The sequence below is a fragment of the Bradyrhizobium sp. A5 genome (assembly GCF_042076515.1).
Classification (GTDB): Bacteria; Pseudomonadota; Alphaproteobacteria; order Rhizobiales; family Xanthobacteraceae; genus Bradyrhizobium; species Bradyrhizobium cosmicum.
The window spans coordinates 646,684-663,154 of the sequence record NZ_CP148990.1; the positions used below are offsets into that span (position 1 = coordinate 646,684).

Annotated in this window: 12 protein-coding genes; 8 read left to right on the top strand and 4 right to left on the bottom strand. The window is 65.2% G+C overall.

What is annotated here, in order from left to right:
- Positions 1 to 9 precede the first annotated feature (9 nt).
- The 8 genes from WHZ77_RS02995 (at position 10) to WHZ77_RS03030 (ending at position 11,040) form a co-directional block, all read left to right on the top strand.
- Entirely contained in the window at positions 10 to 1,434 is a 1,425-nt protein-coding gene (locus tag WHZ77_RS02995; protein ID WP_375312320.1) for a hypothetical protein, read from the top strand.
- Between the two features lie 94 nt (positions 1,435 to 1,528).
- Positions 1,529 to 3,322 carry an asparagine synthase (glutamine-hydrolyzing) gene (asnB, locus tag WHZ77_RS03000; protein ID WP_375312321.1) on the top strand — a complete coding sequence of 598 codons (1,794 nt, stop codon included), beginning with the start codon at positions 1,529 to 1,531 and terminating at the stop codon, positions 3,320 to 3,322.
- Complete coding sequence (locus WHZ77_RS03005; RefSeq protein ID WP_375312322.1) at positions 3,315 to 4,352, top strand: class I SAM-dependent methyltransferase; 1,038 nt, start codon at positions 3,315 to 3,317, stop codon at positions 4,350 to 4,352. Before asnB ends, WHZ77_RS03005 begins: the two co-directional genes overlap by 8 nt.
- A 3-nt stretch (positions 4,353 to 4,355) precedes the next feature.
- Complete coding sequence (locus WHZ77_RS03010) at positions 4,356 to 5,609, top strand: hypothetical protein (RefSeq protein WP_375312323.1); 1,254 nt, start codon at positions 4,356 to 4,358, stop codon at positions 5,607 to 5,609.
- Complete coding sequence (locus WHZ77_RS03015) at positions 5,606 to 6,913, top strand: hypothetical protein (RefSeq protein WP_375312324.1); 1,308 nt, start codon at positions 5,606 to 5,608, stop codon at positions 6,911 to 6,913. Before WHZ77_RS03010 ends, WHZ77_RS03015 begins: the two co-directional genes overlap by 4 nt.
- Before the next feature lie 59 nt (positions 6,914 to 6,972).
- Positions 6,973 to 8,796 carry a WecB/TagA/CpsF family glycosyltransferase gene (locus WHZ77_RS03020; protein WP_375312325.1) on the top strand — a complete coding sequence of 608 codons (1,824 nt, stop codon included), beginning with the start codon at positions 6,973 to 6,975 and terminating at the stop codon, positions 8,794 to 8,796.
- A 49-nt stretch (positions 8,797 to 8,845) separates the two neighbouring features.
- Complete coding sequence (locus WHZ77_RS03025; RefSeq protein ID WP_375312326.1) at positions 8,846 to 10,120, top strand: O-antigen ligase family protein; 1,275 nt, start codon at positions 8,846 to 8,848, stop codon at positions 10,118 to 10,120.
- A 26-nt stretch (positions 10,121 to 10,146) separates the two neighbouring features.
- Entirely contained in the window at positions 10,147 to 11,040 is an 894-nt protein-coding gene (locus WHZ77_RS03030; protein ID WP_375314651.1) for an NAD-dependent epimerase/dehydratase family protein, read from the top strand.
- A 20-nt stretch (positions 11,041 to 11,060) separates the two neighbouring features.
- Here WHZ77_RS03030 and WHZ77_RS03035 read toward each other — a convergent pair whose 3' ends face one another.
- From WHZ77_RS03035 to WHZ77_RS03050, 4 genes are all read right to left on the bottom strand, one after another.
- A complete protein-coding gene (locus WHZ77_RS03035) occupies positions 11,061 to 12,347 on the bottom strand; it encodes a hypothetical protein (RefSeq protein ID WP_375312327.1) in 1,287 nt (428 codons plus the stop codon).
- A 16-nt stretch (positions 12,348 to 12,363) separates the two neighbouring features.
- The gene (locus WHZ77_RS03040) at positions 12,364 to 13,563 is read right to left on the bottom strand and encodes a UDP-N-acetylglucosamine 2-epimerase (RefSeq protein WP_375312328.1); all 1,200 of its coding nucleotides are present in this window, start codon (positions 13,561 to 13,563) and stop codon (positions 12,364 to 12,366) included.
- Between the two features lie 258 nt (positions 13,564 to 13,821).
- Positions 13,822 to 15,624: an ABC transporter ATP-binding protein gene (locus WHZ77_RS03045; RefSeq protein ID WP_375312329.1), complete on the bottom strand. Its 1,803-nt coding sequence runs from the start codon at positions 15,622 to 15,624 to the stop codon at positions 13,822 to 13,824.
- The gene (locus WHZ77_RS03050; RefSeq protein ID WP_375312330.1) at positions 15,621 to 16,409 is read right to left on the bottom strand and encodes a class I SAM-dependent methyltransferase; all 789 of its coding nucleotides are present in this window, start codon (positions 16,407 to 16,409) and stop codon (positions 15,621 to 15,623) included. Before WHZ77_RS03050 ends, WHZ77_RS03045 begins: the two co-directional genes overlap by 4 nt.
- Positions 16,410 to 16,471 lie beyond the last annotated feature (62 nt).

The following is a 16,471-nucleotide window of genomic DNA, read 5'->3' on the forward strand; positions in this document are numbered from 1 at the left end:
GGAATATCGATGCACGCGTCCAAGTCAGATTTCCCGGCGAAGCCCTTGGCGGAACGCTTCGGGCCTGCCGGGCAGCGGCCGGCTTTCCTGCCGCCGTTGCGGAGCGCGGGCGAGTTTGCCGCTTGCGCCGCGATCTACGCGACAGGCCAGTGCTGCAATTTATTGTTCCAGCTGCTTCTGCTGCGGCATTTTGGAGCAGAGGGCTATGGCCGGATCGGGCTCTCGCATCTCGTTTTCCTGCTTGTCGCCTTCGTCGGCGATCTCGGTTACAGCACGTTGTTTCTGCGTGAGAGGCCCGGCGCGGCGGGCTGGGAGCGCCAATGGCGGCTCGCGCTTGGTCACAGGCTCATGGTGACGGCTGCGCTCTACGCGGTCACTCTCACCGGCTGGAGCGTCCTGTATGGGCGTGGTGGCGAGGGGTTCGATTATCTCGCAGCGACTGTTCCGGCGGGCCTCATTGGCCTTGCCAGCCTCACGTCCGTGCTGCTGGCGCAAGGACGGCGCATTCCGTCACTGATCGTACAGCAGATGCCTTGGCCGGCGGCGCTTCTCATCTGGTGGGTCGTCGGCGGTGCCGACGGCTCGGCGGCTCGCGCGGGTCTGATCGTCAGTGCCGGCTTTCTGGTCCAGCCCGTCGTGGCGCTGTGTCTTGGCGGGCGGGCACGGCTGCTGCTTCCAGCCTTCGGTGCCGGCAGCGCGATGTTGACCGCAGCTCTGAGGCTGTCGGTGATGGGCGTGGCCGGCGCGCTGCATGATCGCCTGACGCCCTTTCTCGTCGCGAGGCTCGCGCCGGATTTCCTGCCGGCGATGCTGCTGCTCGGTCATGCCATCAATGGGGCCTCCGGCGTCCTCATGCAGGTCAACAGGCTGCTGTTGCCGCATCTGGGCACACGCGAGGGCCTCGCGTGGTCGTGCCGTCTGCTCGCGCTGATATCGATTGGCGTCGCCGTTGCATGTCAACTGCCGTGGCTTGCCGTGATGGCGCGCGCCGATGGCGGCGTCGCATTTCATCCGAGCCTGCTGCTGCCCTCGCTGATGGCCGGATGCATTTCATTCGTGGGTAGCGTGCTGGCGACGGAGCTGATCGGGCGGCACCTCGAGAGGCAATTGACCAGGATCATCCTCACCGGTATTGCCATCAGCACCGCCTTGCAGCTCCTGGGGGCAATTCAATCATCCGCCGATGGTGTACTCTGGGCGCGTGTAATCGGCGTGGCCGGGATTGCGGCGGCTTGCTTCAGAAGCTGCGGGATCATGCCGGAAGCGCCGGGTTGGGCCCTTTGCGGTTCACTGCTGTCCGCCGCACTTGGCGTCATGAATCAGCTGGCATGGCTCGGCAGCACGTTGCTGCTCGTCGGTGTCGTGATTGCCATGGCGTGCGATCGACCGCTGCTTCGCCGCCAGTCGGCGCTTGTCGTGGAGCCTTTGCCGTGACGCGAGACCGCGCGCGGAAGCATCCGGTCCCTGCCGTGCGGGGGAACCGATGTGCGGGTTGATCGCAGTCCGCGGCCACCACCGCGAAGCCGCAATGATCGTTGCCCGGCGTGGGCTGGATGCGATTGCGCATCGCGGCCCGGATGGCGAGGGCCTGCATGCTTGTGACAGAGATGCCGTGACGGTGTTCGGACATCGCCGGCTGTCGATCCTCGACCTCAGTCAGGCGGCGGCGCAGCCCATGATCTGCCCCGAGACCGGCAACATCATCGTCTTCAACGGCGAGATCTACAATTTCCTCGAGCTCCGCGAGCAATTGGAGGCGAAGGGCCATTGCTTCTATGGCAATGGCGATACGGAAGTCCTTCTCGCCGGGTGGCGCGTCTGGGGCCGCGACCTGTTCGCGCGTTGCAATGGCATGTGGGCGCTTGCAATCTGGGAGCGCGCCTCCGGCGACATGATCGTCTGCCGGGACAGGCTTGGCGTGAAGCCGCTCTATGTCCATCGGACCCGGGACGGCTTGATGCTGGCGAGCGAGATCCGGGCCATCGCCGCGATGCGAGGCGGCTATCCGGAGCCGAATCCGGACGCCATCTTCGATTTCATGACGCTCGGCCGGTCGGAGCATACGTCGCAGACGTTCTTCCAGGGGATTGACGCCGTGACGCCGGGACAGGTGTGGCGCATCGCGCAGGATGGTGCGATCACGACCTGGCCATATCACCGCTGGCCGGGTGCGGGCGAGGCGCCTTCGCTCGAGGCGAAGGATGTGCGTGAGCTGGTGCGTGACGCGACGGCGTTGCGGCTTCGCTCCGACGTTCCGACCGTGACGCTGCTGTCGGGTGGGCTCGATAGCTCGGTTCTGACGGCGACCGGGCTCGCCTGCGATGGCCGGCCGCGCGTCGCATTCGCCGGTGCATTCACGTATGGCTATGGGGACGAAGAGTTCGCGCGCTTCGATGAGACGGCTTCAGCGGCCGAGTTGATGCGCGAGCTCGGAGCGGCGGACCGCCATCACGTCCGCAAGGTTCGGGCGCTTCCGGAGACCGAAGAGCTTGACGATCTCGTCCGGGTCCAGGAGGAGCCGTTCAGCACACCATCGATCCTGGCCAGCTACCGCACATACCGGGCGGTGCGCGAAGCGGGCTATAAGGTGGTGATTTCAGGCGAAGGATCGGACGAGACGTTCGGTGGCTATCCGTCGCGCTATCAGGCCTTCGCCATTCGCGAGGCGCTGCGGGCCGGGCGATTGCCGACCGCGTTGCGCCTGCTGGCTCGGAGCAGCATCGAAGCCTCGCTCGTTGCCAACAGGTTGGCCTGGGATCTGCCTCTGCCCGCGCTGGCGAAGCTCTTGCGGCGGCGGCGCCCGAGTGTCGGCCTGATCTCGGATGCACTATGGGCTGCGTCACGGAGACGGCTTGCCGCACTCCAGGACGACATGCGCTCCAGCGTCCGGGAGAGGCTTCGTCGCGATGTATTGACGACCAGTCTTCCCCAAATTCTTCGCATGACCGACCGGAATTCGATGCGGTTCGGCGTGGAAGTGCGCTCGCCCTTTCTCGACTACCGCCTCGTCGAGCGCGCGCTGGTGACGCCGGTGCAGCGACTGATGGGTGACACGCACGGCAAGGTCCTGTTGAGGCAGGCCTTTGCGCGCGACCTTCCTGACCGCGTGGTGTGGCAGCACAAGACCACGGGCTTTGGCCATGCCGAGCAGTTCCTGGTGTCGCGCATGCCGATACGCGACATGCTCGATGACGTGCCGGAGAGCATCAGTGCCTATCTCGATATCGCGCGGCTGCGGCGCGACGCTGCCGCAGGCGATCTGCACACGACGTTCTGGCTGGCCGTGTCGGTCGCCCTTTGGTATCGAAGCGTCTATGTCTGAGCTCTTCCGTCGCGTGTCATCTCGTCTGGTCTCCCCCGCGCGGCTCGCGCTGGCGATGGATACCGGCCGGTGCCGGTCGTGCGGAGCGATCGACCTGCAGCGAACCGTCTGCCGGGAATCATATGTCGGTGGAGGCCAGACGCTGCGTCGCTGCGGCATCTGCGCAGCAGTCTACCTGGCGCCCGATTTCACGCCCGAGAGCCTCGACCTCTTCTATCGAGAGCATTATCGACGGCTGTTTCCGTCCGAGACGATCTGGCGCAGCGAACGACGTTTCTTCGCCTGGCGGGGTGATCGCCCGGTTGCCGAAATTCGGCTCGCGAGAATCGCGCCGCATCTGCCGGACGGGGCTCATCTGCTGGAGATAGGTTCCGGCTTCGGTGCTTTCCTCGGGGCCGCCGCGACGCTGCAGGGCGTCCGGCTTTCCGCCGTCGAGCCCGACGTCGCCAACCGGAGGCGGCTGCTGGAAAGCGCGAACGTGGACTTCGTGCCCGGCATCGAGGCCGTGTCTCCGGGCAGCATCGATGTCGTCGTCGCGTTCCACGTGCTGGAGCATCTGGCCGACCCGCTTGCGTCCCTCAAGGACGTCCACACCGCGCTGAAAGTCGGAGGACGGGCCTTCGTCGAAGTGCCGGACCTGATGCAGGGATTGCTCTCCGCGAGTTACGTCCATCCCGCTCACCTCAGCTATTTCACGGTTTCGACATTGTCACGGCTGGCCGGCGCGGCGGGCTTTCGGATCGTGCATGTCGGTCCACATCCCGATGGCGGAATCCTTGCGGAGAACATCTGGCTCGAGATTGAGAAGCTGCCGACCGCCGCCGTTGCTGCGCCCGCGCTTGCCGCGATGCAGGAGGAGATCGGAGCGGTCGACGCACGGCTCGATGGGGTCGACTGGCGGGCGTCATCGGCGAGGCATTGGCGGCGCACCGCAAAGCATCTCGCACTGGCCACGTTCGGTCCGGGGATGGTCGGAGAGCTGCAGCGCTTTCGGCAGTGGCGGGAGCTGCGCCGGGTCGGCTGGACTTGAAAGATGCGGTTTGCCGATTTCGTCGATGAGCTTCGGGATCGCTATGGCGAGGAAGCCTCAAGCGCCCGCCATGAGATCTTCTTTACGTGCGAGCGGCCATCACGGCTCTGGCCGGCCGCGCGGGCGGCACTGGCTGCGCTCCGCGATGCTGTCCTGTGCCTGGGTCTCGAGGCGCAGGCGTTCGTGTCCACGTCAGTTATTGTGATCGCCAGCCGGCCGGGGTCCAGCGGCCTCGACGCGCTGCAGCCCTTCATGGACGATCTCGATCGGCGTCGGATCGACTATCGTACGATGGTCCATCCACGGCTTCGCGCTGTCGTGGCAGGAGCTTCCGGCCCGCAGCGCCCCTTGCCGCGAGCGTGGCTCCACGCCTGTCAGGCGTTCCGGATCTCCTTCACCCGTCCCGACCAGCGTGCATTCGTGGTCCGCTGTTGCTTGTTTCGGCTGCGGCTCTGGCAGGGGGCTTGGTCGCGGGCCCTGGCTGGCAGACCGGGCGGTGTACTTGTTCTGCACAACGACTTCGAACTGTTCTGCGTCGCCGCGCTAAATGCAGCGGCGGGCCGATGGCGCGGCGTCTGCATCCAGCACGGGCTGCCGACGGACGAGTTCTTTCCGACGCGTGCCCCGCGCCAGGTCGTCTGGGGCGACCGCAGCCGCGCGGCCTATGTGGCTCAGGGCACCGCGCCCGATGCCATCAGCTTTGGTCCGTTTCCGTCACCGGCCATGCGACCGGGCACGAAGATGTCCGCCGCGGTTGCGCTGGTGTCGCAGACCCATACGCCTGTCTTCGGCCGCTCGCTGGCGCGCGATTTCCTCGAACTGGCGGAACGTCTGGCGGACCGCATGTCCGGGCGCGGCCATTTTGCGATCCTGCTGCATCCGGAGGAGGTCAGGCTCGGCCATCCCTTTGCGGGAACGCGGCTCGCCGGTCTGTGCCGGCCGCCGCCGCATCGCGAGTTCGGCGCCGAATCCGGGCCGTCGTCCATTCTGGTGGGATTCTGCTCGACCGCGCTCATCAAGGCGGCTCAGCACGGGCATCTCGTGATCGGGATGAACTGGCCCGTCGCAGCCTCACACGCAGCTTTGTCGGTGGGCCGTCCCGCGGTCGTGGCCGACAATCCGGATCAACTCTGCGACCTGATCGAGCGACTGCTTGCCGATCCGGCCGAACGGGCCTCGCTGATGAGGACCCAGCAAGCCTGGCTTGACCGCACTTTCACTTACGGTGACGACTGGTTGCCGGAGGTCACGGCGTGAGCGTTAAACGGGCTTACCTTCTGGTTCTCGTCGTGTGGATTCATCTCGGGGATTTCGCCGCGGCGTGGGTCTATCAGGGCGGAGCCTTGCCGGAGGTGGGCTGGGCCCGTGTGGTCCGCGACATGACCGTGATTCTCGCCGCATGTCTGTGCCTGGCGACGGTGCGGATCGCGCGCTCGCTGCTGCTGCCGTTTCTGATCTACGGCCTGCTCATTTTCCTTTCACTGGCAACGAGCGCAAAGAGCGGCGTTCCAATTGGCGTTCTGGTCGGATCGTTCGGCACGCTATTGATCCCGATGCTGTTCTTTCTCGTCGGATATTACTGCGTCCGGGATCCCGCGGACATCCAGGCCCTGGTCGCCTGTCTCGTGATCATTGCCTGCCTCAGCGCCATTTTCGGGGCATGGGACATCCATCACACCGAGTTCTGGACGCAGACGATCCAGTTTCCCGCCTACATGGCCGACGTGAAGGGGATGGTCTATGGAGCCGAACCGGAGACCGGCCTGCCCTATAATTTCTTCATCGATCTCGATCAGACGCGCCGGGCCGCCGGGCTTCTCGCGGCGCCGTTGGCGCAAGGCATGGTTCTCGCCGTTGCCGGGGTCTTGGTCGTCGCGGCGGGGCCCGCCCGGCTCACTGCGTCGCGCGTGTTGATATTTCTCTTGATCCTGCTCGGACTGTGCGCCGGCGTCTGGATGTCCGGCACCCGTGGCGCGATGCTCGCCGGAACGATCGCCTTGACCGGTTATCTCCTGACGAGTCGCGCCTCGAGGCGTCATCCGCTGGCGAGGTTGATCGCGGCCGCGGCCGTGGTGCTGGTCATCGGCCTTGCGACACGAGACGTCGTGGACGCAACGATCAATCAGACGGATGGATCGAGCCCGGGACACTGGGCTGCGTTCCAGCGCAACATCGACGGCCTTTTTCAGATCCCCGCTCTGGGCTACGGCATCGGCAGGCAGGGGCCGGTGGCCGCACAGGCTGCCATCACCAATGTCGGAGGCGGGGAAGGCGCGGTTTTCTCGGTCGCTTACCAAAGCGGAGTGCTGGCCGCACTCGCCTTGCTGATCTTCTATGCCGTCTGTCTGAGGCGCCTCTGGCGGGCCGATCGCGAGCACCAGGCGCATCTCGCTTTGGCGGTTTTCTGGTTGATGATCGGGTTCGCGACGACGCTGGTCACCTCCGATCATATGCTGTCGGTGTCCGGGTCGGCTTCGCTCTGGTTGCTGACCGGCGGCGCCATGCGCTTGCTGTCGCGCGCGCAGGAGCGCCCGGATGCAGCTGCCGAGGCCGCGGCATGAGAGGCCCACGTCTGCTGCACGTCCATCGCGACTTCGCTCCGCATCAAGGCGGAGGCGGCGTGGCACGGCACATTCACGGCCTTGCCACCACCGCCGCAAAGCTTGGTTTCGACGTTCGCATCGTTGCGCCGGGGGCATTCCCCGCGGAGGCAGAGCCGGGTTATGAGGTGAGGACCGATGCTTTCGGCGGCCTTTGGCATCATGTCGGCTGGGCCGACATCGTCCATGTTCACGGCTCCCGCAATCCCATTGCAGGAGTTGCGGCGGCGATGGCGCGGCTGCGCGGCAAGCGCCTCGTCTACACCCCGCATTGCTATTACGATGACGACGCTGGGCTGAAGCAGGCCGCAAAATGGCTCTGGGACCGCACGGTCGAACGCCGCCTGCTTGCGCGAAGCCACGCCGTCGTTCTGCTCGCGCAGTTCTGGATCGACGAGTTGCGGAGCCGTGCGCTGGCCGCGAGTTCGCCGGTCATTCTGCCGAACTGCGTGCTGGATACGGCGGTGTTGTCGCGGGTGGCGCCGCCGCGGCGCCTGGAGGGTGATCCGTCGCTGCTGTATGTCGGGCGTCTCGATCGGGTGAAGCGTCTCGACGATGCCATCCTGGCGCTGTCCCGCGAGGGCCTGACGCAGGCGGTGCTGCATATCGTCGGCCGCGGTCCGGATCGCGATCGTCTTCGGAAGCTGGCAACGCAAGCAGGCGTCGCGGAACGTGTTCGGTTCCACGGTTTTGTGCCCGACGTGGAGGTCGCCGCGATGGCGGCGGGTGCGAACTGTTTCGTGCTGCCGTCCGCGGCCGAAGGCGGCCCGACGGTCCTGATCGAGATGCTGCTGATGGGCTGCAATGTGGTCGCCAGCGACATTCCGGCCAATCGGGCGATTCTTGCCGCCGCGGGCTGGACCGAAGGGCTCTATCCATTGGGCGACGTCGAAGCATTGGCCGCGACGGTGAAGGACATCGCGGGGCGACGCATGCCGTCAGACGTGACCGAGCGCGCCAGGGAGGCCTTCACATGGGAGCGCCGGACGTCACTCATTCTCGAACTCTACGGAACGCACCTTCGGCGCGGCCAGTCCGGGAGCGTGCCGGCGGTCGCCGGAAGGCCGGATGCCCCGCTGCACGAGAGGGTCTGGTTTCTCGGCTGCCCGGTCGATCTGCTCGACAGCGCGGAGCTGCTGCGCCGCGCCGAAACGGCCGGCCGGGGACAAGGGCCGCGCATGCGGATCGAGGGTTTGAATGTCGCCAAGCTCGTGGACGCGCGCGGCAATCCGGATCTGTCTCAGGCGCTCCGGGATGCGGAGCTCGTTCATGTCGATGGCAAGGGCATCGCGCTCGGTCTCGCCGCTCTCGGAATCAAAGGCGAGCGTTATGCCGGGATTGATCTGATGCTGGATGCCTGTGCGCAGGCATCCAAGCTTGGTCTATCGATCTACCTCCTTGGCGCCCGGCCGGAGGTCGTCAATGCGGCGGCGCAGCGGCTGCACCAGCGCTGGCCCTCGCTCCTGATTGCGGGTTCGCGCGACGGCTATTTCGAGCAGCACGAAGAGGCCGCCGTCGTCGATGCGATCAACGCCTCGGGCGCGGCTTTCCTTTTCATCGGCATCAGCTCGCCGAGAAAGGAGATATTCCTGCGCGAGAACTGGGAGGACCTCACCGTTCCCGTTGCGATGGGGGTCGGCGGCGCGTTCGACGTCGTGTCGGGCCGGCTCCCGCGCGCGCCACGCGCGGTGCAGAAGATCGGAATGGAATGGCTGTTCAGGCTGTGCCTGGAGCCGCGACGGCTGGCGATGCGCTATCTCCGCACCAATGTGATCTATGCCTCGTTGCTGGCACGCGCATGGTTCGAAAAGCGAATTGCCGCGACCAAGGCCAGGCTGCTCTGAAATGGTCTTCTCGAACATGGCGCCGGACACGAGAGCCAAAGTCGCATCCATGATGGTGCCACAGACCACCGCGACCGTTGGTCTTGCGCTTCTGTACCTGCTGTTCTGCCTGCAGCACGTCGTGATCGGTAACGCATTCGAGGAGGGGCAGGGGCTGTCGCTCGGATCAACGGCGCTTCGTCTCGTCGCGCTCTGTTCGACGGTCTTCTTCCTCGTCAGGGAGCACGGCATCGCGAGCCGGCTGCGGGCTCCGTTCGTCGCGATCGTTGTCTGCCTCTGCGTCCTCGTCATCTCGACCGCGCTCTCCGATCATCGCCCGATTGCGGCAAAATTTGCCGTACGCTACGCGACCCAGCTCTTGATGCTCTGGTGCATCCTCAATTTCCTGCTGCTCTATCCACATCTGCGGGCCGCAGCCGGCCGCGCGCTGATCATTGCGCTCTGGATCGGACTCGCGGTCGGGCTGGGCGATCGCTATGGCATCGACTGGATCGCGCGGCTGGGCGTCCTGTTTCACGGCTCCGATGCACTCAAATACATGCCGCGCATCATCGGACTCTACGAGCATCCCGCAACCTTCGGCGCGATCGCGGTGGTCGTGGCCGTCATGGCGGCGCAGCTACGCGCGGAAGGCGCGATCGGCATGCCGGATCTGGCCGCGGCGATTTCAGGCGCGGCGGCGACATTGCTGCTGACCGAGGCACGCAATCCGATTGTGCCGCTTCTCATGCTGGCGGCGGCGTTCGCCGTCACGAGACGGGGCCGCCAGCGCTGGCTCGCCCTTGCCGTGCTGGCGCTGCTGGCCGGACTGGTCGCGGCAACGATCTGGCTTCGCTATGAGGAACTGACGAGCGCATCTCGCGAAGGTTTTGCCACCATGTTCTCGCTTGGCCGGACATACATCTGGCAAGGCGCCTTTGAGGCCTGGACGGAGCGGCCCTGGTGGGGGCTGGGCCCAGGCGTGTTTCAGTTCCTGACGCCGGATTTTACCGGAGGACGATTCCTGCGTGGTGAGCTGCATGCGCACAATCTCGTTCTTGGAATTCTCTCGGAAACCGGAATGATGGGGCTCATCGCCATGACCGCACTTTTCATGACGCTTGGCTTGCCCGCTCTGTCCGGCAGGACCGGCAACACAGGCCGCCGATGGGCGCTGACTTGGTTCGTCGTCGTATTTGGTCTCGGGCTGTTTGATTTCTATCTGCCGTTCTACGGGTTCGCGCTACATATCTCGGTGGCGGCAGCTTTGGTCTTTTCTGCTCCGGCAAGCGAGCCCGGTGCTGATGGAAGCGCTGCCGGGATCACATGGGAGGCGCAATCATGAGGGTGTGCGTGACGGGGGGCGCCGGCATGATCGGGCGACGCCTCGTTTCCCGCCTCGCCGGCCTGGGCCATATCGTCGCGATCGTCGATGACCTCAGCAGCGGGCTGCCGATGCCGGCCGACGCAGCGGTCGCGCACCGCTGCGACATCCGCGAGGAGCGCGAGATGCTGGCGTTGATGGGCGATTTTCGACCGGATGGGATCGTGCATCTGGCGGCGCTCCATCATATTCCGACCTGCGAGATCGACCGGCGGCGATGCCTCGACGTCAACGTCCTGGGAACGGAAACCGTGCTCCTTGCCGCGTCCGAAGCCCGGGTCGCACGCGTCGTTCTGGCGTCCAGCGGCGCGGTCTACCGATGGGCGGACGGCCCGCTTCAGGAAGAGACGTCACCGACGCAGGCGATGGACAATTACGCCCTGTCCAAACTCTCCAACGAAAGCCAGCTGCGGCTGTGGTGCGAGCGCAGTGCGGCGACCGGCCGCATCGCGCGGATATTCAACACGATCGGCAATGACGACCCGAATGCGCATCTGCTTCCCGATCTCCTTGCCCAGCTGGAACACGCGGACGCGGATCTCGTAAGACTCGGCAATCTCGACTCGCGCCGCGACTATTTGCATGCCGATGAGGTGGCCGGCGGATTGCTTGCGATCCTGGCGGATACACGGCCCGAGCCGCTCGACGTCTTCAATCTATGCTCGGGCGAGGAGCACTCGGTGGAGCGTCTGGTGAACTGTCTCGCCACATGCCTGGGGCGATCCATCCGCATCGAGATCGACGAAAAGCGCCGCCGCCGCTTCGATCGTGCCAGTCAATTGGGCGATCCCACCAAGGCCTACGCCCTGCTCGGCTGGCGCGCCCAGCTCGGCCTGCAGGGCATCTTGAACCGTTTGCTGGCGGAGATGGCGCCTGCCTGAACGCCGACCATCTGACCTGGCTAGGGTGCACTGTCTCGGTACCGCCGCTCGTAGCGGAACAGGACGCCGCGCAGTCGCCGCGGCAGCCATGCAAAGAGCGGGTCCTTCGAGGCCAGCCAAGGCGCTGTCCGGGAGGGGCCGTCGAACTGCCTTGCGCTGCGATAGATGAGCAAGAGCAGTCCGAACAGCAACATCGCCGCAATGAACACGCCGCCCGCCACCGGCAGCGGCGACCGGGTCGCGACCGGCCGGGGGTCGACGATCGGCGCAGCGCCGTAGACGATCCGATCGCCGCGGGTGCGCGCCTCGGCGATGGCGAACGCGATCTCCTGGTCGACCTGGATCGCCGCGCCGGCCGGCGCGGAAAAGAACGCCTTGCGTTTGCCGTCGAGCCAGTCGGCGAGGCGCGAACCGGAACGAACGTCATCCGGCGGCGCAGCCGCATGCGCGAAGAACTGCTCGTACCACCGAAGGATATCGAGCTCGCGTTGTACGGTCGTGATCTGCCCTCGCTGATCTATCTGCGTCGATTTGAGTGCGACGAGTTGGGCCGCCGGAGACAGATAGCGGCCGCCGCCGTTCTCCGGCGAGACGATGGTGTTGCCACCGACGTCCCTCAGATCAGGGAACGCATCGACGAGCTGGCGCATGTCCTGGATGCGCGCCTCGGTCTGCGTGACGGCGAAGTTCAGCTTCGTCAGCATGACCTCCAGCTCCGCCTTCCGGCTAACCGTGGCATCCCTTCGATCGCGCAGGAACGTGTCGAGCATCGACCAGGACAGGACTTGACCGACGTGGCGGGCGATCGCGCTCATCAGCTCGGTCGCGATCTCGCGGCCGGGGGCCCGCAACGCGACATCGATGCCTAGTGTCGTGGAGGCCTTCGGATCGGAGCCGGGCGCGTCGCGCACGTCCTCGCGCCGCAACGCGCTGCGGTACTGAAGGCTGCCGTCCCAGAAAGTCCGAGACGCGAATCGCCTGCGCACCGCCACCGCATGCGGCGTCGCTTCCGAGCCATCGCCGTTGAGCCATCCGAGTTGCCCGAACGTCCCGCTGATGAGGCGAGAGTCTGGAAGCAGTGGGCCGAGATGGCGCCATTCGTCGAGCGACAGTTTCGGTGCATCGAGCAGGCCGGTGGCGTCGTAGACCGGCTTTGCGTGGACGTAGATCGCCGCAGTCAGCGCCGCCAGCAACGCGAGCGGAACCAGCAGCGCTGCGAAGTCCAGATAAAAGCGCAGCACCGATCGCCCCAGCTCCGAGAGCAGGACGTCCTCGTTGGCGGTCTTGCGCTGTCCATCATGGGTCATGGTCAGGCGTCCGGCGTCAGGAATCGCACACATCGGCTCCCGAGGCGGTCGCGGTGAAGCGGCGGGATCGCTGGTCGGTCCGAAGCTCCTTGGCGAGGCCCGGATTTTCCGCCGACCTGGAACGGGTGAACGGAACGAGGACCCCCTGTTGGCCGCGATCCGGATCGGTGCGGCCTCCTTCGTCACGAACGATGCTGTCGTTGAGGTGGTCGAGAATGAGTGTCGCGATTCGCTTGGCACTCTGGCCGTCGCCAAATGTTTCGCGCAGCGGGCCGCGATCGGCGTGCTGCCGCGACAGCAGGCGCTCGATCATCAGCGGCAGCTGCGGACCTTCCACTGCAGCCGGATCGATGCAGTCGACACCCTCGACCAACCGACCGCGCTCCAGCGTCCGGCGCAGGCAGACGACCGGCACGCCCAGCGTCACCGCCTCCTCCAGAATTCCACCGGAATCGCAGATCACGATCTGGGATCCAGTCAGCATTTCGAGAAAATGCAGATGTTCCGTCAAGCCGATCATGGTGGCGTTGACGCCGAAGTCCGCAGCCTCGCTTGTCGCCAGCAGACCGCGCTTCAACAGACGAAATTCAGTCTCGGGAAAGCTCGCGATGAGCCTGGAGAGTGATTTCAGGATCTGCTCGCGATGTCGGTAGTTCTCGCGCCTGTGGAGTGAGACGAGAACGCCGTTCGGCCGCGTCGCGGCCGAAGCCAGATGGTCGCGGTGCTGGAAGATCGGGTCGCAGACCGTGTTGCCGACGACAAAGCTTTTCTTGTCGACGACGCTTGCGGTCGCGCAGAGGTCGTCAAGATCGGTCCGGGTTGCGCAGAACAGCAGGTCGCTCTGCGTATCAATGAACACGCGGTTCATCTCTTCGGGGAACGGACTCAGCGGGTCATGGCTGCGGAGTCCCGCTTCGATATGAGCGAGCGCCGCGCCGGCCCTGACGGCGCCGTGGGCACCGGCCAGGGCGCTGTAAGTATCGCCTTGGACCACGACGAGATCGCCGCAGAGCTCGGCGATCTCGCCTGCACAGCTGGCCACCCAGTCCAGATCGTCACGACATTCGGCGCGCACCACGCTGCTCCGGATGATCCGGACATCACGATGCCGCTCGAATTCGTCCGATCTGTTCTGAAGCGTATCGTAGATCGAGACGCTGAGCCCGTTCGTCGCCAACTCTCGCGCAACATCGATTGACTTGATGATGTCGGGCACCGTCCCGACTATGAAAGTCACAAGGGGCATAATGAGCGCAGCTGATTCCGAGGCAAAGTGGTAAATATCGCCAAGTCGTAGTGGGTTTTGTCGTTGCTAGCATAGCGAGGTCTGTCCGGCGACCCTCGCCGCCGGGAAATTGTCATGCAGGCCTTGTCAGCGGGACGCGGCCAAGGCGATGTCCACAGGCCAGGTACAAAGGCGGACGTGCGGCGTCCGGCCTTGAGGTCGTTTCGAACGGCGGCTCGCCGTGGGGAGCTATCTGGTCGGAGGATCGACAGATGCCGGTGCCGATGCACCGCCGGGGTCGCATTCGGCGTCCGGCCCAGGCGCGACAGATGAGCGCACGACACTGCTCCAAGGTCCGGCGGCAACGACGCGGCCGCCGCTGAGCATCACCACCATGTCGGCACGGTCGAGGTCGAGCAGTCTGTGACCGATGATGAAGATCGTCATGCGCCCATGGAGGGCGTCGAGCGCCGCCTGGACCTGCCGCTCGCTGTCGAAATCGAGGGCGCTGGTCGCCTCGTCGAGGATCAGCACGTCCGGTCGCGTCAGGAGCGCTCGGGCAAGCGCAATCCGCTGGCGTTCGCCCCCGGACAAACGTGCTCCGGCATCGCCGATCATCGTATCGAGGCCCCGGGGAAGCTGCAGGACGAATCCGGCGGCGGCCTGTTTCAGCGCGTGCCGCAGATCGTCGTCGCTCGCGGTCGGCCGAGCCCAGAGCAGGTTGGCGCAGATGGTGTCGTTGAAAAGGAACAGTTCCTGCGGAACATAACCGACGGTCTTGCGCCAGCGCGCTTGCAAGGCTCCGGTCAGTTCGACGCCGTCCACCGACACTGTGCCACGGTCCGGACCGAGAAGCCCCGCCAGGAGGTCCACCAGCGTGCTCTTGCCCGCACCTGATGGCCCGACGATCGCTGTCGTGGTTCCGACCGCGAACCGCAGCGAGACCTCGGTCAGTGCGGCCTCCGTGCGCCCATCATGGCACAGCGTCACGCTGTCGAGCCGGATCTCCCGCTGCAGCGGCAGCGCCGGGTCGTCGCGACCGCCCCTCGGCCGTCCGACCCGTTTGCATTCCGCGATCAATCGCTCGGCCTCGGCATAGGCGGGCAGGGCGTGCAGCCATAGATGCGATTGTTGCTGAAGATTGCCGAACATCGGGATCAGCCGCGCGAAGACGACAACCAGCGTCAGGATCTCCGCCATCGGCACCTGCCAGATGGTCAGGCCGATATAGATATAGACGGCCACGAGCGCCGCGCCTGCGGTCTGGAACAGCGCCCGCGATAAGCTCGCACCGGAGCTGAATGCCAATTGCGAGGTCCGCAGGTTCCGGCTGGTGGAAAGAATGGCCTCGGCCTGGAGGCGCTCGGCTCCAAGAATCTTGGCGAGCTTGATGCCGGAGAGACTTTGTTGAACGTCCGCGTGCAGGGCGCGGCTGGCCTGGCCCAGGGTCTGGCCGAGGTGCAGTGCGGCACGGCGGTGACGCGCGAGAACGAGGAAAATGCCGCCGCCGCTGACGATCGCGAGCGCGCTGATCTTCCACGACAGCAGGATCGCGGTGGAAAGACAGGCCAGCGCAATTGCGCTTCCGGCCAGGAAACTCAGCCCGGCGTTGAGGCCCAGGCCGACACGGTTGATGTCCGTGAGCAGAAGGCTGGCGTGATCCGCCTGCCGCTGCCCGACGATCCAGCGCCAGTCGGCATCGAGTATCGCATCGAGGCAGTCGCAGCGCAGTGCGTCGACGAACTCAAACTGCACACGCGCCGCCAGCCGTTCGCGCGCAAACTGAATTCCGCTTCGGGCCATCACCACACCGACGAAGAGTGTCAGGACGCTCTGCAACGTCAGGGGTATGCCGGAAGTCGCGAGCAGGCGGCCCAAGCCATGCGTCGCTCCGGTCGCCGCCGCCGATCCGAGAAGATCAAGCAGGGGAACGAGCAGGATCAAGCCCACGCCTTCACTGATGCCGCTGAGGGCCATCAGGACGAGAAGCGAGATGAGGCGACCGCGCGGCACCGTCGCCATCAGGCGCAGAAAAGCAGGCATGGCGATCATGGGCCGCTGGAGGCGTTGCGAGAGTGCTCAGTCGTGGCGACGGAGGCCGGGCGTGCTCGCCGGATCGCAATGAGGGATTTCGTGAAGATCAGGAATTTTTCGCGGTGGATTTCTCCATCGGGAAAAAGCGCGCGCATCTGCCGCTCGTCCAACAGGGCCCAGTCCGGTCTCATTTGCTTTCTCGGCCAGAATTTGTTGAAAAAATCGATCACCCGCCATTGCCAATGCGTTGGCAGCAGGCTGACAAGAGGGATCCAGCAGTGGACCTCGATCGGGAAATAGCGATAGGGGGTCTGGACGAAATACTGGGTCGCGCAACGGCGAATTTCATGCGCAAACCGCTTTTGATAGGAGAAGGCTTCTGCTGCGAACCGCGCGCCGTCGGTCTTGAAAAGCGCCAGCGCCTCATGCCTCGGGCCGGTCACGTGTTCGATGACCGACGAGCAGAAAATGATGTCAAACGCGTTGTCGTCCAGCGGCAGCGTCGTCGTACCGTCCAGCAAAATCGTTCGATAGCCAAAATCCCGATGAGCCCGTTCGAGGCTTGACCGGCTGTGATCGCCGATCCAGACGTTATTCAGGCGGCCATAGTAACGTGCCAAATGCAGTCCCCGGCCGCCGCCGAGATCCAGCACGCGGGCATCGTCCTGCGGAACGAGGGTCTGGAAGAAAAGCCTGGCTCGGCTTCGTCGCGACCGGTCTGCAACGTAACTCTGCAAGGACGCAAGCAGTCCCGGCTTTTGGGCTGCGTTTGGCCCTCCGTCAGGTCCGGTGTTTTTCGACATTCCTGCCCTCGCGCGAGCCGACTATCGGCAGATCGGGATTGATACGCAAGCGGGTGTGTGGA